The organism is Kitasatospora sp. NPDC048298 (assembly GCF_043201465.1).
Lineage (GTDB): Bacteria > Actinomycetota > Actinomycetes > Streptomycetales > Streptomycetaceae > Kitasatospora.
In genome coordinates, this window is sequence record NZ_JBICYZ010000001.1 from 23000 (window position 1) to 47998 (window position 24999).

The 24999-nt window shown below is 74.9% G+C and carries 2 protein-coding genes; both read left to right on the plus strand.

Annotated features, from left to right (window positions below):
* Positions 1-34: 34 nt before the first annotated feature.
* The gene (locus ACGF0D_RS00040; RefSeq protein ID WP_392913158.1) at positions 35-4939 is read left to right on the plus strand and encodes a type I polyketide synthase; all 4905 of its coding nucleotides are present in this window, start codon (positions 35-37) and stop codon (positions 4937-4939) included.
* 14 nt (positions 4940-4953) lie between these two features.
* Complete coding sequence (locus ACGF0D_RS00045; protein ID WP_392913511.1) at positions 4954-24984, plus strand: type I polyketide synthase; 20031 nt, start codon at positions 4954-4956, stop codon at positions 24982-24984.
* Positions 24985-24999 lie beyond the last annotated feature (15 nt).

Genomic DNA, 24999 nt, shown 5'->3' on the forward strand with positions numbered 1-24999 from the left:
GCACTCCAGACGACTCCGGCAGGTGGACTTCCCGATGGCGAATGAAGACAAGCTCCGCGAGTACCTCAAGCGGGTCACGGTCGAGCTGAGCGAGGCCCACGAGCGCCTGCGCGAGGCGGACGAGCGGGAGTCCGAGCCCATCGCGATCGTCGCCATGAGCTGCCGCTACGCGGGCGGGATCGACACCCCCGAGCAGCTGTGGGGTCTGGTCGCGGACGAACGGGACGCCATCGCCGGCTTCCCGGCCGACCGCGGCTGGGACCTCGACGCGCTCTACCACCCGGACCCGGACCACCCCGGCACCAGCCACGTCCGCGAGGGCGCGTTCCTGGACGCCGCGGGCGGGTTCGACGCGGGCTTCTTCGGCATCTCCCCGCGCGAGGCCCTCGCCATGGACCCGCAGCAGCGGCTGCTGCTGGAGACCTCCTGGGAGGCCTTCGAGCGCGCGGGCATCGCCCCGTCCTCGGTGCGCGGCACCCGGGTCGGCGTCTACGTCGGCACCAACGGCCAGGAGTACGCCAAGGGCGCGCGCAAGCTGCCCGAGGACGTCGAGGGCTACCTCGCCACCGGCAACGCCGCCAGCGTCGTCTCCGGCCGCATCTCCTACACCCTCGGACTTGAGGGCCCGGCCGTGTCCGTCGACACCGCCTGCTCCGCCTCCCTGGTCGCCCTGCACCTTGCCGTGCGCGCGCTGCGGGCCGGCGAGTGCACCATGGCGCTCGCGGGCGGCGTCACCGTGATGGCCACCCCGCTGCCCTTCGTCGAGTTCAGCCGCCAGCGGGCGCTGGCCGAGAACGGCCGCTGCAAGCCGTTCGCCGCCGCGGCCGACGGCACCGGCTGGGGCGAGGGCGCGGGCGTGCTGCTGCTGGAGAAGCTGTCGGACGCCCGCCGCAACGGCCACCAGGTGCTGGCGGTCGTGCGCGGCTCGGCGATCAACCAGGACGGTGCCAGCAACGGCCTCACCGCCCCCAACGGCCCCGCCCAGCAGCGCGTCATCCGCGCCGCGCTGGCCGCCGCCCGCCTGACGGCGGACCAGGTGGACGTGGTCGAGGCGCACGGCACCGGCACGGTCCTCGGCGACCCGATCGAGGCCCAGGCGCTGCTCGCCACCTACGGCCAGGAGCGCACCGGGGACCCGCTCTGGCTGGGCTCGGTGAAGTCCAACATCGGCCACACCCAGGCCGCCGCCGGTGTGGCGGGCGTCATCAAGATGGTGATGGCGATGCGGCACGGCGTGCTGCCGCGCACCCTGCACGTCGACCAGCCGTCGCCGCACGTGGACTGGGCCTCCGGCGCGGTCGAGCTGCTGACCGAGGCCCGGGACTGGCCGGCGGGCGAGCGCCCGCGTCGGGCCGCCGTCTCGTCCTTCGGGGTCAGCGGGACCAACGCCCACGTGGTGCTGGAGGAGGAGCCCGCGGCGGAACCCGCGGAGGCCGACGAGGCGGCGGGGGCCGGCGGTGTGGTGCCGTGGCCGCTCTCGGCCCGCAGCGAGGCGGCGCTGCGGGAGCAGGCCCGACTGCTGCTGGCGGTGGCCGGGGGCGAGCGGCCGGCGGATGTCGGCTACACCCTGGCGACGGCCCGTTCGGTGTTCGAGCACCGCGCGGTGGTCGTCGGCGCGGGGAAGGCGGACCTGTTCGCCGGTCTCGCCGCACTCGCCGACGGTGAGCAGGTGGCTCAGCTGGTCCAGGGCACGGCCCGGGCGACCGGTGGGCCGGTGTTCGTGTTCCCGGGGCAGGGTTCGCAGTGGCTGGGCATGGCGCAGGGGTTGCTGGCGGATGAGCCGGTGTTCCGTTCCCGGATGGAGGAGTGTGCCAAGGCGCTGTCCCTGTACGTGGATTGGGAGCTGCTGGAGGTCGTCGCGGGTGAGGACGGCGGCTGGATGGAGCGGGTGGACGTGGTCCAGCCGGTGCTGTTCGCCGTGATGGTCTCGCTCGCCGAGCTGTGGCGTTCGTACGGTGTGGAGCCGTCGGCGGTGGTGGGGCACTCGCAGGGCGAGATCGCCGCCGCTGCGGTGTCGGGTGCCCTCTCCCTGGAGGACGCGGCGCTGGTGGTGGCGCTGCGCAGCCAGGCGATCATCGAGCTGTCGGGCCTGGGCGGGATGGTGTCCGTCCCGCTGTCCGCCGAGCAGGTGCGTGAACTCCTGGAGGGCCGTGAGGGAATCTCGATCGCTGCGGTCAACGGCCCGAGCTCGGTGGTGGTTTCCGGTGACGCCGGTGCCCTGGACGAGCTGATGGAGCACTGCACCGGGCAGGAGGTCCGGGCGCGTCGGATCGCGGTGGACTACGCCTCGCACTCGGCGCACGTCGAGCGCATCGAGGCCCGTCTCGCGGAGCTGCTGGCCCCGGTCGCCCCGCGCGTTCCGGAGGTTCCGTTCCACTCCACCGTGACAGGTGAGTTGATCGACTCGGCGGCGCTGGACGGCGGTTACTGGTACCGCAACCTGCGCCAGACGGTGGAGTTCGGCAACATCATCGAGGCCCTGCTGGCCTCGGGCCACTCGCAGTTCGTCGAGGTGAGCGCCCACCCGGTGCTGACCGTCGGCATCCAGGAGTCCATCGACGCCGCCAATGCCGAGGCCACGGTCCAGGGCACCCTGCGCCGCGACCACGGCGGCCGGGAGCGCTTCCTGACCGCGCTCGCCGAGGCCTGGTCCAACGGCGCCACCGTCGACTGGACCGCCCGGTTCCAGGGCGCCCGCCGCGTCGACCTGCCCACCTACCCCTTCCAGCGCGACCGCTACTGGCTCGTCCCGGACCAGGAGGACGAACCGTTCCGCGCGGGCACCCCCGGCGAGCAGCGCTTCTGGACGGCCGTCGACGACGCGGACGCCGCCGGGCTGGCCGGCGCCCTGGGGCTCACCGGGGACGAGGCCGAGGAGTCCCTCCGGACGCTGCTGCCGCTGCTGACCTCCTGGCACCGCGCCGAGCAGGAGCGCTCGGTGGTCGACTCCTGGCGCTACCGGGCCGCCTGGCGGCAGCTGGACGGCGTTCCCGACGGGCGCCTGTCCGGCACCTGGCTGGTGGCCGTCCCCGAGCCGGCCGGTCCGCGGGCCGAGTCGGTGCTCGCCGCGCTGACCGGATCGGGTGCCGCCCTGCTCCGCTGCGCCCTGCCGGCCGGTGCGGACCGGGCGGCCGTCGCGGAGCGGCTGCGCGCGGCGCTCGCCGGTGCGCCGGAGGTCTCCGGCGTACTGTCGCTGCTCGCCCTGGACGAGCGGCCGCTGCCGGACCACCCGGTGGTCCCGGCGGGCCTGGCGGGCAACCTCGCCCTGGTCCAGGCACTCGGTGACGCGGACGTGGACGCGCCGCTGCGGCTGCTCACCGCGGGCGCCGTCGCCACCGGCCCGCAGGAGCGGCTGGCGAACCCCGCGCAGGCCCTGGTCTGGGGCTTCGGCCGGGTGGTGGCCCAGGAGCACCCGCAGCGCTGGGGCGGTCTGGTCGACGTCCCGGCCGACCCCGAGGGTGACGCCGCCCTGGCGGCCCGGCTGGCAGGGGCGCTCACCGGCGCCGGCGCCGAGGACCAGCTGGCGGTCCGCCCGGAGGGCGTCTTCGGCCGCCGGCTGCTGCCCGCGCCGTTCGACCCGTCGGCGGTCACCGAGGCCTGGCGCCCCGAGGGCACCGTGCTGGTCACCGGCGGCACCGGCGCGCTCGGCGGGCACGTCGCCCGCTGGCTGGCCGCCAACGGCGCCCGGGACCTGCTGCTGGTCAGCCGCCGGGGCGCCGAGGCCCCGGGCGCGGCCGAGCTGGTCGAGGAGCTCGCCGCCCTCGGCACCCGCGCCGAGGCGGTGGCCTGCGACGTCGCGGACCGCGACGACCTGGCCCGGCTGCTCGCCGGGATCCCGGAGCGCGCCCCGCTCACGGCGGTGGTCCACACGGCCGCGATCGTCGACGACAACCTGCTCGACGCGCTCACCGTCGACCAGGTCGCCCGCGCGCTCGCCGTCAAGGTCACCGCCGCCCGCAACCTGGACGAGCTGACCCGCGGGCTGGACCTCTCGGCCTTCGTCCTGTTCTCCTCGTTCGCCGGCACCTTCGGCCTCGCCGGCCAGGGCAACTACGCCCCCGGCAACGCCTTCCTGGACGCGCTCGCCGAGCAGCGCCGGGCCGACGGGCTGCCCGCCACCTCGCTGGCCTGGGGCCACTGGGCCGGCGGCGGCATGGCCGAGGGCGCGGTCGAGTCTTCGCTGCGCCGGCGCGGCAGCGGCGAGCTGGTCCCCGAACTGGCGGTCACCGTGCTCCAGCAGGCCCTGGACGCCCGGGAGGTGTTCCTCGCCGTCGCCGACATCGCCTGGGACCGCTTCGTCCCGGCGTTCGGAGCCGGCCACGTCCGGCCGCTGATCAGCGAGGTGCCCGAGGTCGCCCGGATGCTCGACCGGCGTCCGGCCGAGTCGGCGAACACCGACGGCGCCGACCCGGCCTCCTTCGCCGCGCGGCTGGCGGCGCTGCCCGCCGCCGACCGGTCCGGGGCGCTGCTCGACCTGGTCCGCACCCGCACCGCCGGCGTCCTGGGGCACGCCTCCGCCGAGGCCGTCGACCCGACCCGGGCCTTCCGGGACCTCGGCTTCGACTCCCTCACCGCCGTCGAGATGCGCAACCGCCTGACCGCCGCGATCGGCGTCAAGCTCCCCGCCACCCTGGTCTTCGACCACCCGACGCCGGCCGTGCTGGCCGACCACCTGCTGACCGAACTCCTCGGCACCCAGCCGGACCGGGAGACCGCGGCGCTCGCCGACCTCGAACGCCTGGACGCCGAACTCGGCGACCTCGCCGCCGACCGGGAGACCGCCGACGCGGTGACCGCCCGACTCCAGCGGATGCTCTCCCGCTGGACCGCCCGCTTCGCCGAGACCGAGGCGGACGCCGAAACGAACGTGCTGGACACGGCCACCGCCACGGCCGACGAACTCTTCGCGCTCCTCGACAACGAGCTGGGGATGTCGTGACGACCGAAGACGCCGTGAACCGCGCCGCAGGACCGCACAACCCGGAGGGTACGCCCACGATGGACGCTCAGGACAAGCTGCTCGGCTACCTCAGGAAGGCGACCGCCGACCTCCAGTCGACGCGCCGCCGCCTGCACGAGCTGGAGTCCGCGGCCGACGAGCCGATCGCGATCGTCGCCCTGGGCTGCCGCTACCCCGGCGACGTCCGCGGCCCCGACGACCTGTGGGAGCTGGTCCGCGACGGGCGGGACGCCGTCGCCCGGATCCCCGCCGACCGCGGCTGGGACCTCGACGCCCTCCACCACCCCGACCCGGATCACCCCGGCACCAGCTACGTGGTGGACGGCGGATTCCTCGACGGCGCGGGCGAGTTCGACCCGGCGTTCTTCGGGATCAACCCGCGTGAGGCGCTCGCCATGGACCCGCAGCAGCGCCTGCTGCTGGAGACCTCCTGGGAGGCCTTCGAGCGGGCCGGCATCGACCCGCGGTCGCTGCGCGGCAGCCGGACCGGCGTCTTCGTCGGCATGACCTTCCACGACTACGCCACCGTGCTGCAGGAGTCCGGCGAGGACGTCGAGGGCTACGTCGGCACCGGCAACACCGCGAGCGTCGCCTCCGGCCGGCTCTCGTACGCCTTCGGGCTTGAGGGCCCGGCCGTCACCGTCGACACCGCCTGCTCCTCCTCGCTGGTCGCCCTGCACCTCGCCGCCCAGGCCCTGCGCGGCGGCGAGTGCACCATGGCCCTGGCCGGCGGCGTCGCGGTGATGTCCACCGCGCAGATGCTGGTCGAGTTCAGCCGCCAGCGCGGGCTGGCGGCGGACGGCCGCTGCAAGGCCTTCGCGGCCGCCGCCGACGGCTTCGGCGCCGGCGAGGGCGTCGGCGTGCTGCTGCTGGAGAAGCTGTCGGACGCCCGCCGCAACGGACACCCGGTGCTCGCGGTGGTGCGCGGCTCCGCCGTCAACCAGGACGGTGCCAGCAACGGCCTGACCGCCCCGAACGGCCCGTCCCAGCGACGGGTGATCCGCCAGGCCCTGGCCGTGGCCAACCTCGCGGCCCACCAGATCGACGCGGTCGACGCCCACGGCACCGGCACGGCGCTGGGCGACCCGATCGAGGCCCAGGCGCTGCTCGCCACCTACGGGCAGGAGCGCGGGGAGGGCGGCGAGCCGCTCTGGCTCGGCTCGGTGAAGTCCAACATCGGCCACACCCAGGCCGCCGCCGGCGCCGCGAGCATCATCAAGATGGTCCACGCGATCCGGGCCGGCGTCCTGCCGAAGACCCTGCACGTGGACGAGCCGTCGCCGCACGTCGACTGGGCCTCCGGCGCCGTCGAGCTGCTGACCGAGAGCCGACCGTGGCCGCAGACCGGTCGTCCGCGCCGGGCGGCGGTGTCGTCCTTCGGCATCAGCGGGACCAACGCGCACGTCATCATCGAGCAGGCCCCGGCCGAGGACGCCGCGGACACCGAGGAGACCGGGCAGGAGCCCCGGACGGACGGCGGCGTGCGGCCGTTCGTGCTCACCGCGAAGGACGCCCGCGGCCTGCGCGAGCAGGCGGGCCGGCTCCGGACCTTCCTCGCCCGCGGCCTGGAGGTAGAACTCCCGGACGTGGCAAGCTCGTTGGCCGCTCGGACGGCCTTCGAGCAGCGTGCGGTGGTGCTGGCGGACGACCGGGCCGCTCTGGACGCGGGGCTGGAGGCGCTGGCCCGCGGGGGGTCCGCGCCGAACCTCGTCCAGGGCGCGGTGCGCGGCGGGAAGCTGGCGTTCCTGTTCACGGGGCAGGGGAGCCAGCGTCCTGGGATGGGGCGTGAGCTGTACGAGGCGTACCCGGTGTTCGCGGACGCCTTCGACGCGGTCTGCGAGCGGGTCGAACTGCCCCTGAAGGAGGCGGTGTTCGGGGAAGACGCTGCGGTTCTCGCCCGTACGGAGTTCACGCAGCTCGCGCTGTTCGCCGTCGAGGTTTCGCTGTTCCGGCTCTTCGAGAGCTGGGGTGTGCGTCCGGACTTCCTGGTGGGCCACTCGATCGGAGAGATCGCGGCCGCGCACGTCGCGGGTGTGCTGTCGCTGGACGACGCGGTGGCGCTGGTCGCGGCGCGTGGTCGGCTGATGCAGGCGCTGCCCGAGGGTGGCGCGATGGTCGCGGTCAAGGCCTCCGAGGCCGAGGTGTTGCCGCTGCTGACCGCTCAGGTGAGCATCGCGGCCGTCAACGGACCTGCCTCCGTGGTGATTTCCGGCGACGAGGATGAAGTCCTCGCCATCGCCGGGCAGTTCGAGAAGACCAAGCGGCTGCACGTCAGCCACGCGTTCCACTCCCCGCTGATGGACGGCATGCTGGCGGAGTTCCGGGCCGTCGCCGAGGGCCTGAGCTACGCCGAGCCGACGATTCCGGTGGTCTCCAACGTCACCGGCTCCGTCGCGACGGCCGAGGAGCTGTGCTCGCCCGAGTACTGGGTGCGGCACGTCCGCGAGGCCGTCCGCTTCCTCGACGGCATGCGGGCCCTCGAGTCCGAGGGTGTCACCACCTTTGTCGAGCTGGGCCCCGACGGTGTGCTGTCGGCCATGGGCCAGGAGTGCGTCGAGCAGGGCGTGTTCGCGCCCGCTCTGCGCGCCGAGCGCCCGGAGACCGCGACCGCCCTGGCCGCGCCGGCCACCGCGTTCGTCGCCGGTCACGGCCTCGACTGGACGGCGCTGACCGGCGGCCGGACCGTCGAGCTGCCGACCTACCCGTTCGACCGGCAGCGCTTCTGGCCGCGCCGCCGCACCGTCGCCCCCGCAGCGCCGGCGGCGGACCCGGCGGACACCGACTTCTGGCAGAGCGTCGAGGCCGGGGACGTGGCAGCCGTGGCGCGGACGCTCGCCGTCGACGCCGGCGCTTCTCTGGACTCCGTCCTGCCCGCGCTGTCGAACTGGCGCTCGGAGCGCCGGAAGCAGTCCCTGCTCGACGGCTGGTTCTACCGCGCCACCTGGCGCCCTCTCGACCAGCTCGCCCCGGCCGCCCCGGTAGCGGGCTGCCTGGCCGTCGTTCCGGCCGGGCACGAGCAGGACCCGGTCGTCACCGGGGTGCTCCGGGCGCTCGCCGACCACGGCACGGACGTCCGCACCCTGGTGGCCGACCCGGCCGCGAGCCGCGCCGACCTGGCCGAACTGCTGCGCGCCGCCTCGGCGGACGCTCCGGCGGCGGAGCTGGTCCTGTCGCTGCTCGCCCTCGCCGAGGGCACCCACCCCGAGCAGACGGTGGTGCCGCTGGGGACCGCCGCGACCGCGACGCTGCTGCAGGCGACGGCCGACGCCGAGCTGACCGCCGCCCGGCTCTGGACGGTTACCCGGGGTGCGGTCTGCGCCGGGCACGGCGACCGGCCGGCCGACCCGGCCCAGGCGATGGTCTGGGGTCTGGGGCGCAGTGCGGGCCTGGAGCTGCCGGGTCGCTGGGGCGGTCTGGTGGACCTGCCCGAGGTGGTGGATCGGCGTGCCGGTGAGCGGCTGGTGTCGGTGCTGGCGGGTGTCGGCGGCGAGGACCAGGTCGCGGTCCGGGCGAGTGGTGTGTTCGTGCGTCGTCTGGCGCGGGTGTCGGCTGCGGGTGTGGCGGGTGAGGCCTGGCGTCCGTCGGGCACCGTGCTGGTCACCGGTGGTACCGGTGCGCTGGGTGGGCATGTGGCTCGTTGGCTGGCGGTGAACGGTGCTCAGCACCTGGTGTTGACGAGCCGGCGCGGGCTGGACGCCCCCGGGGCTGTTGAACTGCGGGACGAGCTGGCCGGGTTGTGCGCTCAGGTGAGCGTGGTGGCCTGTGATGTGAGCGACCGTGCGGCGGTCTCGGAGCTGTTGGCGGAGTTCCCGGTGTCGGCCGTGGTGCACACGGCGGGTGTGCTGGACGACGGTGTGGTGGAGTCGCTGACGCCGGAGCGGTTCGCGGCGGTGCTGCGGGCCAAGGCCGAGTCGGCGCGCCTTCTGCACGAGTTGACGGCCGGGCTGGACCTGGACGCCTTCGTCCTCTTCTCCTCCACCGCCGGGACCTTCGGCGCCCCCGGTCAGGGCAACTACGCGGCGGCCAACGCCTACCTGGACGCGCTCGCCGAGCAGCGCCGGGCCGCCGGCCTGCCCGCCACCTCCATCGCCTGGGGCGCCTGGGACGGCGGCGGCATGGCCACCGACGACGCGGCCGTGCGGGCCCGGCTGGCCCGCACCGGAGTCCCGGCTATGCCGCCGGCGCAGGCACTCGCCGCGCTGGAGCGCTGCCTGGCGCAGGGCCACGGCGCGGTCTCGGTGGTCGACGTCGACTGGGAGCGCTTCGTCCCCGGCTTCACCGCGACCCGGCCCAGCCCGCTGCTCGCGGACCTTCCGGAGGCCGCCCCGGCCACCCCGGCCCGGGGCACCGCGACCGCCGCCGGGGGCGAGGACGCCTCGGCCCCGCACCGGATGCGCGGGCTCTCCCGGCCCGAGGCCCGGACGGCGACCCTGGAACTGGTCCGGGAACACGTCGCGGCCGTGCTCGGCCACGCGGGCGCCGACGCCGTCGGCGAGACCAGGGCCTTCAAGGAGCTGGGCTTCGACTCGCTGACCGCCGTCGAGCTGCGCAACCGCCTGAGCGCCGCCACCGGCCTCAAGCTGCCCGCCAGCCTGGTCTACGACCACCCGACCCCGGCGGCGCTCGCCGACCGGCTCACCGACGAACTCCTCCCCGACACCGCCGAGTCCGACACCGCCGAGTCCGGCACGGCCGGGCAGCTCCCCGCGACGGCGGCGGACGAGGACCCGATCGCGATCGTGGCCATGTCCTGCCGCTTCCCCGGCGGCGTGGACAGCCCCGAGGCCCTGTGGCGGCTGATCGCCGCCGAGGGCGACGTCGTCACCGGCCTGCCCACCGGCCGTGGCTGGGACCTCGACGCGCTCTACCACCCGGACCCGGACCGCAAGGGCACCTTCTACGCCCGCGAGGGCGGATTCCTGCACGAGGCGGGCGAGTTCGACGCCGCGTTCTTCGGCATCCCGCCGCGCGAGGCGCTCGCCATGGACCCGCAGCAGCGGCTGCTGCTGGAGACCTCCTGGGAGGCCTTCGAGCGGGCCGGCCTCGACCCGCAGTCCCTGCGCGGCAGCCGGACCGGCGTCTTCGTCGGCACCAACAGCAACGACTACGTGACCCTCCTCCAGCAGTCCGACGAGGACCTGGAGGGCTACCTGATGACCGGCAACGCCGGAAGCGTGCTGTCCGGCCGGCTCTCCTACTCCTTCGGTCTCGAGGGCCCGGCGGTGACGGTGGACACCGCCTGCTCCTCCTCACTGGTCGCGCTCCACCTGGCCGCGCAGTCGCTGCGCAACGGCGAGTGCTCGCTCGCCCTGGCCGGCGGCGTGGCCGTCATGTCGACGCCGGCCGCCTTCGTGGAGTTCAGCCGCCAGCGCGGCCTCGCCGAGGACGGCCGCTGCAAGGCCTTCGCGGCCTCGGCCGACGGGACGGGCTGGGGCGAGGGCGTCGGCATGCTGGTGCTGGAGCGCCTCTCCGACGCCCAGCGCAACGGCCACCAGGTGCTGGCCGTCGTGCGCGGCAGTGCCGTCAACCAGGACGGTGCCAGCAACGGGCTGACCGCCCCCAACGGGCCGTCGCAGCAGCGGGTGATCCGCGCGGCGCTGGCCGGCGCCGGGCTGTCGGCCGCCGAGGTCGACGCCGTCGAGGCACACGGCACGGGCACGGTGCTGGGCGACCCGATCGAGGCGCAGGCCCTGCTGGCGACGTACGGGCAGGAGCGCACCGGGGAGCCGCTGTGGCTGGGCTCGGTGAAGTCCAACCTGGGCCACACCCAGGCCGCCGCCGGTGTCGCGGGCCTCATCAAGATGGTCATGGCGATGCGGGAGGGCGTGCTGCCGCGCACCCTGCACGTCGACGAACCGACCCCCGAGGTCGACTGGACCTCCGGCGCCGTCGAGCTGCTGACCGAGGCGCGGCCCTGGCCGGAGCCCGGCCGGCCCCGACGGTTCGGCGTGTCCGCCTTCGGCGTCAGCGGGACCAACGCGCACGTGATCGTCGAACAGGCCCCGGCCGGCCTGCCGGACGCCGGACAGGCGGTGCACGAGGACTCCGGCGAGGACGGCCGGACGGTGCCCGTCGTGCTGTCCGCCCGGACCGGTGCCGCGCTGCGCGCCCAGGCCCGCCGACTGCTCGACCACCTGGACGCCGACCCCGGGCTGAGCCTGACCGACACCGCGCGGGCGCTGTCCACCGGGCGGACCGCCTTCGAGCACCGCGCCGCCGTGGTGGCGGACAGCCGCGACGCGCTCGGATCCGCCCTGCGGGCGCTGGCCGAGGGCGGTACGGCCGCCGGGCTGGTCACGGGCACGGCGGGTGCCGGGCGGACGGCGTTCCTGTTCACTGGGCAGGGGAGCCAGCGTCCGGGGATGGGACGTGAGCTGTACGAGGCGTACCCGGTGTTCGCGGACGCCTTCGACGCCGTGTGCGCGCGGGTCGAACTTCCGCTGCGGGAGGCCGTGTTCGGCGAGGACGCGGACGTCCTGGCCCGTACGGAGTTCACCCAGCTGGCGCTGTTCGCGGTGGAGACCGCGCTGTTCCGGCTGGTGGAGAGCTGGGGTGTGCGTCCGGACTTCCTGGTGGGCCACTCGATCGGAGAGATCGCGGCCGCGCACGTCGCGGGTGTGCTGTCGCTGGACGACGCGGTGGCGCTGGTCGCGGCGCGTGGCCGGCTGATGCAGGCGCTGCCCGAGGGCGGCGCGATGGTCGCGGTCAAGGCCACCGAGGCCGAGATCCTGCCGCTGCTGACCGCCCAGGTGAGCATCGCGGCCGTCAACGGGCCTTCCTCCGTGGTGATTTCGGGCGACGAGTCCGAAGTGCTGGCGATCGCCGGGCAGTTCGAGAAGACCAAGCGTCTCAACGTCTCGCACGCCTTCCACTCCCCGCTGATGGACGGCATGCTGGACGACTTCCGGCGGATCGCGGAGGGCCTGAGCTACGTCGAGCCGACGATTCCGGTGGTCTCCAACGTCACCGGCTCCGTCGCGACGGCCGAGGAGCTGTGCTCGCCCGAGTACTGGGTGCGGCACGTCCGCGAGGCCGTCCGCTTCGCCGACGGCATGCGGGTCCTCGAGTCCGAGGGTGTCACCACCTTTGTCGAGCTGGGCCCCGACGGTGTGCTCTCGGCCATGGGCCAGGAGTGCGTCGAGCAGGGCGTGTTCGCACCCGCTCTGCGCGCCGAGCGCCCGGAGACCGCGACCGCCCTGGCCGCGCTCACCGAGCTGTACGTCGCCGGCCGGACGCCCGACTGGACGGCGCTGCTCGACCCGGCGCCGTCGGTGGCGGCCGCGCTCCCGACCTACGCCTTCCAGCGCGAGCTGTACTGGCCCCGGCTGCCCGAGCCCCTGGTCGACGACCGGCTGAGCTACGGCATCGGCTGGGAGCGCACCGCCGACCGGTCCGCCGGTGCGGTGTCCGGCCGCTGGCTCGTCGTTTCCCCGGCCGACTGCGTGAACGGGAGCCTGGTCGCGGACTCGGTCGCGGCGCTGACGGAGCACGGTCTCGACGTACGGCACGTCACGCTGTCCGGCGAGGACACTGACCGGCAGGCGCTGGCGGAGCTTCTGCGCACCGAGGCCGACAGCGGTCTCGACGGCGTGTTCTCGCTGCTGGCGCTCGCCGACGAGGACGAGGCCGTTCCCGGGGCGACCCGTGGACTCGGTGGCACCCTCGGCCTGCTCCAGGCCCTGGGCGACGCCGGCCTCGAAGCGCCGCTGTGGGCGGCGACCTCCGGGGCGGTCACGGTCGACGGGACGGGTGACCGGCTGCGTTCGGCCGCCCAGGCGATGGTCTGGGGTCTGGGGCGCAGTGCGGGCCTGGAGCTGCCGGGTCGCTGGGGCGGTCTGGTGGACCTGCCGGAGGTGTTGGACCGGCGTGGCGCTGAGCGGCTGGTGTCGGTGCTGGCGGGTGTCGGCGGCGAGGACCAGGTCGCGGTGCGGGCGAGTGGTGTGTTCGTGCGTCGTCTGGCGCGGGTGTCGGCTGCGGGTGTGGCGGGTGAGGCCTGGCGTCCGTCGGGCACCGTGCTGGTCACCGGTGGTACCGGTGCGCTGGGTGGGCACGTGGCCCGCTGGCTGGCGGTGAACGGTGCCGGTCATGTGGTGCTGACGAGCCGGCGCGGGCTGGAGGCCCCCGGGGCCGTCGAACTGCGGGACGAGCTGGCCGGGTTGGGCGTACAGGCGAGCGTGGTGGCCTGTGACGTCAGCGACCGTGCGGCGGTCTCGGAGCTGTTGGCGGAGTTCCCGGTGTCGGCCGTGGTGCACACGGCCGGTGTGCTGGACGACGGTGTGGTGGAGTCGCTGACGCCGGAGCGGTTCGCGGCGGTGCTGCGGGCCAAGGCCGAGTCGGCTTGCCTTCTGCACGAGCTGACGGCCGGGCTGGACCTGGACGCCTTCGTCCTCTTCTCCTCCGTCGCCGGCGCCCTCGGGTCCGCCGGTCAGGGCAACTACGCGGCGGCCAACGCCTACCTGGACGCGCTCGCCGAGCAGCGCCGGGCCGCCGGCCTGCCCGCCACCTCCATCGCCTGGGGCCCCTGGGCGGGCTCCGGCATGGCCGCCGACGGCGGTGCCGTCGAGCAGCGCCTGCGTACCGCCGGTATCGCGCCGCTGGCCCCCGAGCGCGCCGTCGAGGCGCTGGCCCGGGCGGTCGCCCGGCCGGCCGCCGTCCGGGTCGTGCTCGACGTCGACTGGGAGCGCTACGCCGCGGCCGCCCCGACCGGCGCCCTGCTGTCCGGCCTGCCCGAGGTGCGCCGGGCGCTGTCCACGGCGACCGCCCCGGCGGACGACTCCTCCTTCGCCGCCCGTCTGGCGGGCCTCGGCGAGGCGGAGCGGGCCCGGGTGCTGATCGACCTGGTCCGCGCCGAGGCCGCCACCGTCCTCGGCCACGACGGCCCGGACGCGGTCGGTGCGGACCGCGCCTTCCGCGACCTCGGCTTCGGCTCGCTCACCTCGGTGGAGCTGCGCAACCGGCTCGCCGCGGCGACCGGCCTGAAGCTGCCCGCGACCCTGGTCTTCGACCACCCGACCCCGCAGGCCCTCGCCCGTCACCTCGGCGACGAACTGCTCGGCACCGGCGCCGCGGCGCCGCTGCCGGCGGTCCGTACCGGCGCCGCGGACGAGCCCATCGCGATCGTCGCCATGGCCTGCCGCTTCCCCGGCGGGGTCGAATCCCCGGAGGACCTCTGGCAGTTGGTGACGGACGGCAGGGACGGCATGACCGCCTTCCCGACCGACCGCGGCTGGGACCTCGACGCGCTCTACGACCCGGACCCCGAGCAGCCCGGCACCCACTACGCCCTGCGGGCCGGATTCCTCTCCGGCGCTACCGAGTTCGACGCCGACTTCTTCGGCATCAGCCCGCGCGAGGCGCTGGCGATGGACCCGCAGCAGCGCGTCCTGCTGGAGACCTCCTGGGAGGCCTTCGAGCGGGCCGGCCTCGACCCGGCCTCGGTGCGCGGCAGCCGGACCGGCGTCTTCATCGGCTCCAACGGCCAGGACTACGCGGCGCTGCTGCTCCAGGACCCGCAGAGCGTCGAGGGGTACATCGGCACCGGCAACGCCGGTAGCGTCGTGTCGGGCCGCATCGCCTACACCTTCGGTCTTGAGGGCCCGGCGGTGACGGTGGATACCGCCTGCTCGGCCTCACTGGTCGCGCTCCACCTGGCCGCGCAGTCGCTGCGCAGCGGCGAGTGCTCGCTCGCCCTGGCCGGCGGTGCCACCGTGATGGCCACCCCGACCGCCTTCATCGAGTTCAGCCGCCAGCGCGGCCTGGCCGCCGACGGCCTGTGCAAGGCCTTCGCGGCCTCGGCCGACGGCACCGGCTGGGGCGAGGGCGTCGGCATGCTGGTGCTGGAGCGCCTCTCCGACGCCCAGCGCAACGGCCACCAGGTGCTGGCCGTCGTGCGCGGCAGCGCCGTCAACCAGGACGGTGCCAGCAACGGGCTGACCGCCCCGAACGGGCCGTCGCAGCAGCGGGTGATCCGCGAGGCGCTGGCCGATGCCCGACTGTCGGCCGCCGAGGTCGACGCCGTCGAGGCGCACGGCACCGGAACCACCCTCGGCGACCCGATCGAGGCCCAGGCCCTGCTGGCGACGTACGGGCAGGAGCGCAGCGGGGACCCGCTGTGGCTGGGCTCGGTGAAGTCCAACCTGGGCCACACCCAGGCCGCCGCCGGTGTGGCAGGCCTCATCAAGATGGTGATGGCGATGCGGGAGGGTGTGCTGCCGCAGACCCTGCACGTGGACGAGCCGTCCCCGCACATCGACTGGGCCTCCGGTGAGGTCCGGCTGCTGACCGAGGCCCGGCCGTGGCCGGAGACCGGTCGCCCGCGCCGGGCGGCGGTGTCGTCCTTCGGCATCAGCGGGACCAACGCCCACACGGTCATCGAGCAGGCCCCGGCGGTCGAGCCGGTCGTGGCCGGGACCGAGGTCGAGCGGCCGGCCGGACCGGCCGTGCGACCGCTGCTGCTGTCCGGTGCCACGGAGCGGGCCCTGCGCGACCAGGCGTCCCGGCTGCTGGAGCACGCCGACGCCCACCTGGACCAGGAGTCGGACCTCGGCGACCTCGCCCACGCGCTCGGTACGACGCGGGCCGGCCTGGCCCACCGGGCCGTGGTGGTCGCGGAGGACCTCGCCTCGTTCCGGGGCGGTCTGGCGGCGCTGGCCGAGGGCGGAACGGCCGCCGGGCTGATCACGGGCACGGCGGGTGCCGGGCGGACGGCGTTCCTGTTCACGGGACAGGGGAGCCAGCGGCCGGGCATGGGCCGGGAGCTGTACGAGGCCTTCCCGGTGTTCGCGGACGCCTTCGACGCCGTCTGCGCTCGGGTCGAACTGCCGCTGAAGGAAGCGGTGTTCGGGGAGGACGCATCCGTTCTCGCCCGTACCGAGTTCACCCAGGTCGCGCTCTTCGCGATCGAGACCGCGCTGTTCCGGCTGGTGGAGAGCTGGGGGGTTCGTCCGGACTTCCTGGTGGGCCACTCGATCGGTGAGATCGCGGCCGCCCACGTGGCCGGTGTGCTGTCGCTGGACGACGCCGTCACCCTGGTCGCGGCGCGCGGCCGGCTGATGCAGGCGCTGCCGGAGGGTGGCGCGATGGTCGCGGTCAAGGCCACCGAGGCCGAGATCCTGCCGCTGCTCACGGACAACGTCAGCATCGCCGCCGTCAACGGTCCTTCCTCGGTGGTGATTTCCGGTGACGAGACCGAAGTGCTGGCGATCGCCGGGCAGTTCGAGAAGACCAAGCGTCTCAACGTCTCGCACGCCTTCCACTCGCCGCTGATGGACGGCATGCTGGACGACTTCCGCCGGGTGGCGAAGGGTCTGACCTACGCGGCGCCGCAGATCGCCGTGGTCTCCAACGTGACCGGCGCGCTCGCCACCGCCGAGCTGTGCTCGCCCGAGTACTGGGTCCAGCACGTGCGCCAGGCGGTCCGCTTCGCCGACGGTATGCGCGCCCTCGAAGCCGAGGGCGTGACCACGTACCTGGAGCTGGGCCCCGACGGTGTGCTCTCGGCCATGGGCCAGGAGTGCGTCGAGCAGGGCGTGTTCACCCCGGCGCTGCGTGCCGAGCGCCCGGAGGCGCAGACCGCGCTGACGGCCCTCGCGACCGCTCACGTCCACGGTGTCGCCGTGGACTGGCACGGTGTGCTCGCCGACGCGGGTGCCCACCGGGTCGAGCTGCCGACGTACGCCTTCCAACGCCAGCGCTACTGGCCGCAGGCGCCGACCGGCGCCCGGGCGGACGTCACCTCGGCCGGGCTGGTCTCGGCCGGGCACCCGCTGCTCGGTGCCGCCGTCGCCCTGGCCGACTCCGACGGCTACCTGTTCACCAGCCGTCTCTCGCTGGCGACCCACCCGTGGCTGGCGGACCACGCCATCATGGGCACGGTCCTGCTGCCGGGCACGGCGTTCGTCGAGCTCGCCCTGCACGCCGGTGACCAGCTCGGCTGCGGCCGGCTGGACGAGCTGACGCTGGAGGCGCCGCTGGTGCTTCCCGCCCGGGGCGGTGTCGTCCTCCAGCTCACGGTGGAGGCCCAGGACGATTCCGGGCGGCGGCAGTTGGCCGTGCACTCGCGTGCCGGGGACGCCTCCGACGAGCAGCCGTGGACCAGGAACGCGACCGGCACGCTGTCGGCGCAGGAGCCGACCGCCGGCGTCGAGCTGACGGAGTGGCCGCCGCAGGGTGCCGAGCGGGCCGAACTGGGCGACCTCTACGAGCGGTTCGCCGCGCGCGGCTTCGCCTACGGTGCGGTCTTCCAGGGCCTGCGGTCCGCCTGGGTGCGCGGCGAGGAGGTGTTCGCGGAGGTGTCGCTGCCCGGCGAGCCGGCTGGGGACGGGTCGGCCTTCGGCCTGCACCCGGCGGTGCTGGACGCCGCGCTGCACGGATCCTTCCTGCGGCACGCGGACGACACCGAGGGGCGGCTGCCGTTCTCGTGGACCGGCGTCTCGCTCCACGCGACCGGTGCGTCGAGCGTCCGGGTGCACCTGGCCCCGGCCGGTGCGGACGGTACGGCCATCACGGTGGCGGACGCCGCCGGGCGGCCGGTCGCCACGGTGGAGTCGCTGGTGGCGCGGCCGGTCTCGGCCGACGCCATCGCCGAGGCGAACGACGCCTTCCGGGACTCGCTGTTCCGCCTGGAGTGGACCCCGGTCACCGTCACCGGTACGCCGGAGACGAGTGGTTGGGCCGTGCTCGGCGCGACCGATCTGCCGGTGCTGGACGGCGTGCGGCAGGTGGCGGATGTGGCCGCGCTGGCGGCGGCGGTGGACGAGGGTGCCGTGGTGCCCGAGGTCGTGGTCGCGGTCGTGGACGGCGCTGCCGATGGTGGCGTTGACGGCGGGGGCGCGGTGGCGGCCCGGTCGGTGGTGGCGCGGGTGCTGGAGCTGGTGCGTGGCTGGCTGGCGGAGGAGCGGTTCGCCGCTTCGCGGCTGGTGGTGGTGACGCGTGGTGCGGTGGCGGTGGGTGCGGGGGAGAGCCCGGACCTGGCGGTGGCGGCGGTGTGGGGTCTGGTGCGTTCGGCGCAGACGGAGAACCCGGGCCGGCTGGTGCTGGTGGACGTGGACGGTGCGGCGGAGTCGCTCGCGACTCTGGGCGCCGCCCTGGCCGCCGGCGAGCCCCAACTCGTCCTGCGCGAAGGCGCGGTGCTGGCTCCGAGGCTCGCCCGCGGGGCCACCGGTGACGCGCTGGCGGTGCCCGCGGGCGCCCCGGCCTGGCGGCTGGACGCGATCGAGCGCGGCACCCTGGAGCACCTGGTGCTCCGGCCGGCCGACGACGCCACGGCGCCGCTGGCCGCCCACGAGGTCCGGGTCGCGGTCCGCGCGGCCGGCCTCAACTTCCGCGACGTCCTGATCCCGCTGGGCATGTACCCCGACAGCGCGGCCCGGATGGGCAGCGAGGGTGCGGGCGTCGTCCTGGAGGTCGGTGCCGACGTGACCGGCCTGGCCCCGGGCGACCGGGTGATGGGCCTGCTGACCGGCTGCTTCGGACCGGTGGCCGTGACGGACCACCGCATGCTCACCCACATCCCCGAGGGCTGGTCGTACGTCCAGGCCGCCTCCGTCCCGATGGTGTTCCTGACGGCGTACTACGCGTTGGTGGATCTGGGTGGTCTGCGGGCGGGTGAGCGGGTGCTGGTGCATGCCGCCGCCGGTGGTGTCGGGATGGCGGCGGTGCAGCTGGCGCGGCACCTGGGTGCCGAGGTGTTCGGTACGGCGAGCCCGGGCAAGTGGGAGACCCTGCGGGCCTCGGGTCTGGACGACGCGCACATCGCCAACTCCCGGACCATGGACTTCGAGGGCGCGTTCCTGGCGGCCACCGACGGCGCCGGCATGGATGTCGTGCTGGACTCCCTGTCGGGCGAGTTCGTCGACGCCTCGCTGCGGCTGCTGCCGCGCGGCGGGCGCTTCCTGGAGATGGGCAAGACCGACAAGCGGGACCCGCAGGTGGTCGCGGCCGACCACGAGGGCGTGCGCTACCAGGCGTTCGATCTGATCGAGGCCGGTCCGGAGCAGATCGGTGTGATGCTGGCGCATCTGGTGGAGCTGTTCGGGCAGGGGGCGTTGGTGCCGCTGCCCACGGTTGCGTGGGATGTGCGCCGGGCGCCGGAGGCGTTCCGCTTCCTGGGTCAGGCGCGGCATGTCGGCAAGGTCGTCCTGACGGTGCCCTCGCCCGCCACGGGCACGGTGCTGGTCACGGGTGGTACGGGTGGTCTGGGCTCGCTGGTGGCCCGGCACCTGGTCACGGTGCACGGGGTGCGGAGTCTGGTGCTGACCAGCCGTCGCGGTCTGGGCGCGCCGGGTGCGGCCGAACTGCGGGACGAGCTGGCCGGGTTGGGTGCCGAGGCGGAGATCGTCGCGTGCGACGTGACCGACCGCGGCGCTGTCGCGGCGCTGCTGGAGGGCCGGTCGCTGTCGGCGGTGGTCCACACGGCGGGCGTCCTGGATGACGGTCTGGTGTCCTCGCTGACCCCGGAGCGGCTGGACGCGGTCCTGCGTCCGAAGGTGGACGCGGCCTGGCACCTGCACGAGCTCACCCTCGGTCAGGACCTCACCGACTTCGTCCTCTTCTCCTCCGTCTCCGCGCTGTTCGGCACGGGCGGCCAGGGCAACTACGCCGCGGCGAACGTCTTCCTGGACGCGCTGGCGCAGCACCGCGCGGCGCTGGGCCTGCCCGCGACCTCGATGGCCTGGGGCCCCTGGGCCCACGAGGGCGGCATGCTCGGCCGGCTCGACGACGCCGAGGTGCGCCGGATGAGCAGGGGCGGGGTGCCGCCGCTGGGCGCGGAGGAGGGCCTGGCGCTCTTCGACGCGGCCCGCGCCGGTGTCGAACCGGCCGTGCTGCCGGTCCGCCTCGACCTGCCCGCGCTGCGGGCCCAGGCGAGGACGACTCCGCCTCCCGCGTACCTGCGCGGCCTGGTCCGGGCCACGGTCCGGCGGGCCGTGGCCGGCGGCACGGCCGCCGCGGGCTCGTCGCTCGCGGTGCGCCTGGACGGCCTGGACGGCGCCGAGCGGCAGGCCCTGCTGCTGGACCTGGTCCGGACGCAGGTGGCGGCCGTCCTCGGACACGGCACGGCGGAGGCCGTCGTCGCCGACCGCGCGTTCAAGGACCTCGGCTTCGACTCGCTGACCTCGGTCGAGCTGCGCAACCGCCTCAACACGGCCACCGGCCTGCGGCTGCCCGCCACCCTGGTCTTCGACCACCCGAACCCCGCCGCGCTCGCGGACCACCTGCTGGGCGAGCTCCTCGGCGCCCGGCCGGCGGCGAAGCCCGTCGCGGTGGCCGTCCGGACGGCGGGCGCGGACGAGGACCCGATCGCGATCGTCGCCATGGCCTGCCGGTTCCCGGGCGGTGTCCGCACCCCCGAGGAGCTGTGGCAGCTGGTCGCCACCGGCACCGACGCGGTCGGCGCGCTGCCGACCGACCGCGGCTGGGACCTGAGCGCCCTGGCCGCCGTCGAGAGCGGCACCCAGCAGGCCCGCGAGGGCGGGTTCCTGTACGACGCTGACCGCTTCGACGCCGCGTTCTTCGGGATCTCGCCGCGTGAGGCCCTCGCGATGGACCCGCAGCAGCGTCTGCTGCTGGAGACCTCCTGGGAGGCCTTCGAGCGCGCGGGCATCGACCCGTCCTCGATGAAGGGCAGCCCGACGGGCGTCTTCGTCGGCGCCTCCTCGCACGGCTACGCGACCGGGCAGGGCGTCGACCAGGCGGGCCTCCAGGGCCACCTGCTGACCGGCAACGCCACCTCGGTGGCCTCCGGCCGACTCGCCTACACCTTCGGTCTTGAAGGCCCGGCGGTCACCGTCGACACGGCCTGCTCCTCCTCGCTGGTCGCGCTGCACTGGGCCGCCCAGGCGCTGCGCAGCGGCGAGTGCACGATGGCCCTCGCGGGCGGCGTGACGGTGATGGCCGGCCCGAGCATGTTCCTGGAGATGGGCCGCCAGGGCGGTCTCGCCTCGGACGGCCGCTGCAAGGCCTTCTCGGCGGACGCCGACGGCACCGGCTGGGCCGAGGGCGCGGGCGTGCTGCTGCTGGAACGGCTGTCGGACGCCGAGCGCAACGGGCACCCGGTGCTCGCGGTGGTGCGTGGCAGCGCGATCAACCAGGACGGCGCCAGCAACGGGCTCACCGCCCCCAACGGCCCCGCGCAGCAGCGGGTCATCCGCCAGGCCCTGGCCAACGCCGGGCTGTCGGCCGCCGAGATCGACGCGGTCGAGGCGCACGGCACCGGGACCGCGCTGGGCGACCCGATCGAGGCCCAGGCCCTGCTCGCCACCTACGGCCAGGAGCGCGGCGGCGACCGCCCGCTCTGGCTGGGCTCGCTGAAGTCCAACATCGGCCACGCCCAGGCGGCGGCCGGCGTGGCGGGCGTCATCAAGACGGTGATGGCCCTCCGGGCCGGCGTGCTGCCCAAGACCCTGCACGTGACCGAACGTTCGCCGAAGGTCGACTGGTCGGCGGGCGCGGTGGAACTGCTGACCGAGGCCCGGGACTGGCCGGAGACCGGGCGTCCGCGTCGCGCGGCCGTCTCCTCCTTCGGCATCAGCGGGACCAACGCCCACACGATCATCGAGCAGGCCGACGTGCCCGGCCGCACCCCGGCCGAGCCGGTGGAGCCCGTGCAGGCGGCGGACGCAGTCCTGCCGTGGGTGCTGTCGGCGCGCAGCGAGCAGGCCCTGGCCGACCAGGCGCAGCGACTGCTGGCCCACTGGGAGGAGCACGACGACCTGCGGGCCGCCGACATCGCCCACTCCCTGACGGCCGGGCGCAGCACCTTCGAGCACCGGGCCGTCGTGATCGGCCGGGACCGTACGGAGTTCCTGGACGGTCTGACCGCCCTGGCCGCCGGGCGGAGTTCCGCCCGCGTGGTGGAGGGCATGTCCGAGGGCGGGAAGCTGGCCTTCCTGTTCACCGGTCAGGGCAGCCAGCGGCCTGGCATGGGCCGGGAGCTGTACGAGGCCTACCCGGTGTTCGCCGAGGCGTTCGACGCGGTCTGCGACCGGGTCGAACTGTCGCTGAAGGAGGCGGTGTTCGGGGAGGACGCTGCGGTTCTCGCCCGTACGGAGTTCACGCAGGTGGCGCTGTTCGCGGTGGAGACCGCGCTGTTCCGTCTGTTCGAGAGCTGGGGGGTCCGTCCGGACTTCCTGGTGGGCCACTCGATCGGCGAGCTGGCGGCCGCGCACGTCGCCGGGGTGCTGTCGCTGGACGACGCGGTGGCGCTGGTCGCGGCCCGCGGTCGGCTGATGCAGGCGCTGCCGGAGGGTGGCGCGATGGTGGCGGTGAAGGCCGCCGAGGCGGACGTCCTGCCGCTGCTCACCGAGAACGTGAGCATCGCGGCGATCAACGGCCCGACGTCCGTGGTGGTTTCGGGTGGCGAGGATGAAGTCCTCGCGATCGCCGGGCAGTTCGAGAAGACCAAGCGGCTGAGCGTCTCGCACGCGTTCCACTCGCCGCTGATGGACGGGATGTTGGACGACTTCCGTCGCGTGGCGGAGGGCCTGTCCTATGCGGCGCCGCGCATCCCGGTCGTGTCGAACGTGACGGGTGCCCCGGCGAGCGCCGAGGAGCTGTGCTCGCCCGAGTACTGGGTGCGCCACGTGCGCCAGGCGGTCCGCTTCGCCGACGGCATGCGGACCCTGGAGACCCAGGGCGTGACCACGTACCTGGAGCTGGGCCCGGACGGTGTGCTCTCGGCGATGGGCCAGGAGTGCGTCGAGCAGGGCGTGTTCACCCCGGCTCTGCGCGCCGGGCGCGCGGAGGCCCGGACGGTGGTCGGTGCGGCGGCCCTGGCGCATGTGAGGGGTGCCGCCGTCGACTGGACGGCCGTCCGGGGCCGGGACACCGGTGCTCGGCGGGTGGAGCTGCCCACGTACGCGTTCGACCGGCAGAGCTACTGGCTGCAGAGCTCTTCGGCGCCGGAGGCCGGGCCGGCCGGTACGGGCGGTACGGGCGGTGCGACCCAGCAGGCCGACGGCTGGTTCTGGGACGCCGTCGAGCAGGAGGACGTGCACTCCCTGGCCGACGCCCTGGACTCCGGGGACGACGACCTGCGCTCCTCGCTCGGCACGGTGCTGCCGGTGCTGTCCGAGTGGCGTCGTCGCCGGACGGCGGAGTCCACCGTCGACGGCTGGCGCTACCGGGTCGAGTGGAAGCCCCTGCCGGAGGCCACCGCGACTGTTCCGTCCGGTGCGTGGCTGGTGGTGGCGGAGGACGTTTCGGCCGCGTCGGTGGTGGCGTGTGCGGGGGCGTTGTCGGGTCGTGGTGTGTCGGTGCGGTTGGTGGGTTCGGCCGGGCTGTCGCGTGCGGAGCTGGCGGCTGCGGTGACTGCGGCTGCCGGCGCCCCGGTGGCGGGTGTGCTGGGTGTGGTGTCGGACGCGGGTGTCGCGCTGACGCTGGTGCAGGCTCTCGGTGACGCCGGTGTCGGTGCGCCGTTGTGGCTGGCGACCAACGGTGCGGTGTCGACTGGTCGTGCGGATGCGCTGCGTGACGTGGCGCAGGCGCAGGTGTGGGGTCTGGGCCGGGTCGTCGCGCTGGAGCACCCGGAGCGTTGGGGTGGTCTGGTCGACCTGCCCGAGGTGCTGGACGAGCGGGCCCAGGGCCGACTGCTGTCGGTGCTGGCCGGCCTCGACGACGAGGACCAGCTCGCGGTACGCGCGAACGGCGTGTTCGTGCGCCGACTCGTCCGGGCCGACCGGGCCGAGGGCCCGGGCTGGGCACCGCGCGGCACCGTCCTGGTCACCGGCGGCACGGGCGCGCTGGGCGCGCACGTCGCCCGCTGGCTGGTCGCCAACGGCGCCGAGCACGTGGTGCTCACCAGCCGCCGCGGCCTGGACGCCCCGGGCGCGGTGGAACTGCGCGACGAACTGACCGCGCTCGGCGCCCGGGCCACCGTCGCCGCCTGCGACGTGAGCGACCGTACGGCCGTCGAGGCACTGCTCGCCGAACACGCCTTCACCGCCGTCGTCCACGCCGCCGGCGCCACCGCGTCCGCGCCGCTCGCCGAGACGGCGCCGGCGGACTTCGCCGCGGTGGTGGCCGCCAAGGTGTCCGGTGCGGCGCACCTGGACGAACTGCTGGGCGACACCGAACTGGACGCCTTCGTCCTCTTCTCCTCCATCGCCGGCGTCTGGGGCAGCGGCGGGCAGGCCGGCTACTCGGCCGCCAACGCCTACCTGGACGCCCTGGCCGAGCGGCGCCGCTCGCGCGGCCTGGCCGCCACGGCGATCGCCTGGGGCCCCTGGGCGGGCTCCGGGATGGCCACCGAGGCCGACGCGGAGGAGCAGCTGCGCCGCCGCGGACTGAACGGCATGACCCAGGAGTTGGCGACCGAGGCGCTGGCCCGCGCGATCGGCGGCGAGCCGTCGGTCACCGTGGCCGACGTCGACTGGGAGCGCTTCGCCCCCGGCTACACGGCGCTGCGCCGCAGCCCGCTGATCGGCGACCTGCCGGAGGTCCGGCTGGCCCTCGCGGCCGGCGAGGCCGACGGCGGGGCGTCCGAGGGCACCGACGCGGCGGCCGAACTGCGGGCCCGGCTGGCCGGGTCGACCGACGGGGAGCGGCGGCAGGCGCTGCTCGACCTGGTCCGCGGCACCGTGGCGGAGGCCCTCGGGCACGCCTCGGCGGCCGAGGTCAGGGCCGACCGCTCGTTCAAGGACCTCGGGTTCGACTCCCTCACCGCGGTCGAGCTGCGCAACCGGCTCACCGCGGCCACCGGTCGGCGACTGCCGGCCACCCTGGTCTTCGACCACCCCACACCGAGGGCGCTCGCGGACCACCTCACCGCGGAACTGTTCCCGGCGGGCGGTGACGCGGCCGGCCCCGAAGGCGGGGAGGCGCGGATCCGCCAGGCGCTGGCCACGGTCCCGCTGTCCCGACTCCGGGAGGCCGGAGTGCTGGACATCCTGCTGGATATCGCCGGTTTGCACGACGACGTCCAGGAATCGGACGGCTCGGACGGAGAGGAGAGCGCGGCATCCATCGACGAGATGGACGTCGACAGCCTGATCCAGATGGCGTTCGAGAACACCGATTCCGATTCCTGACGATTTTTGCGAGAA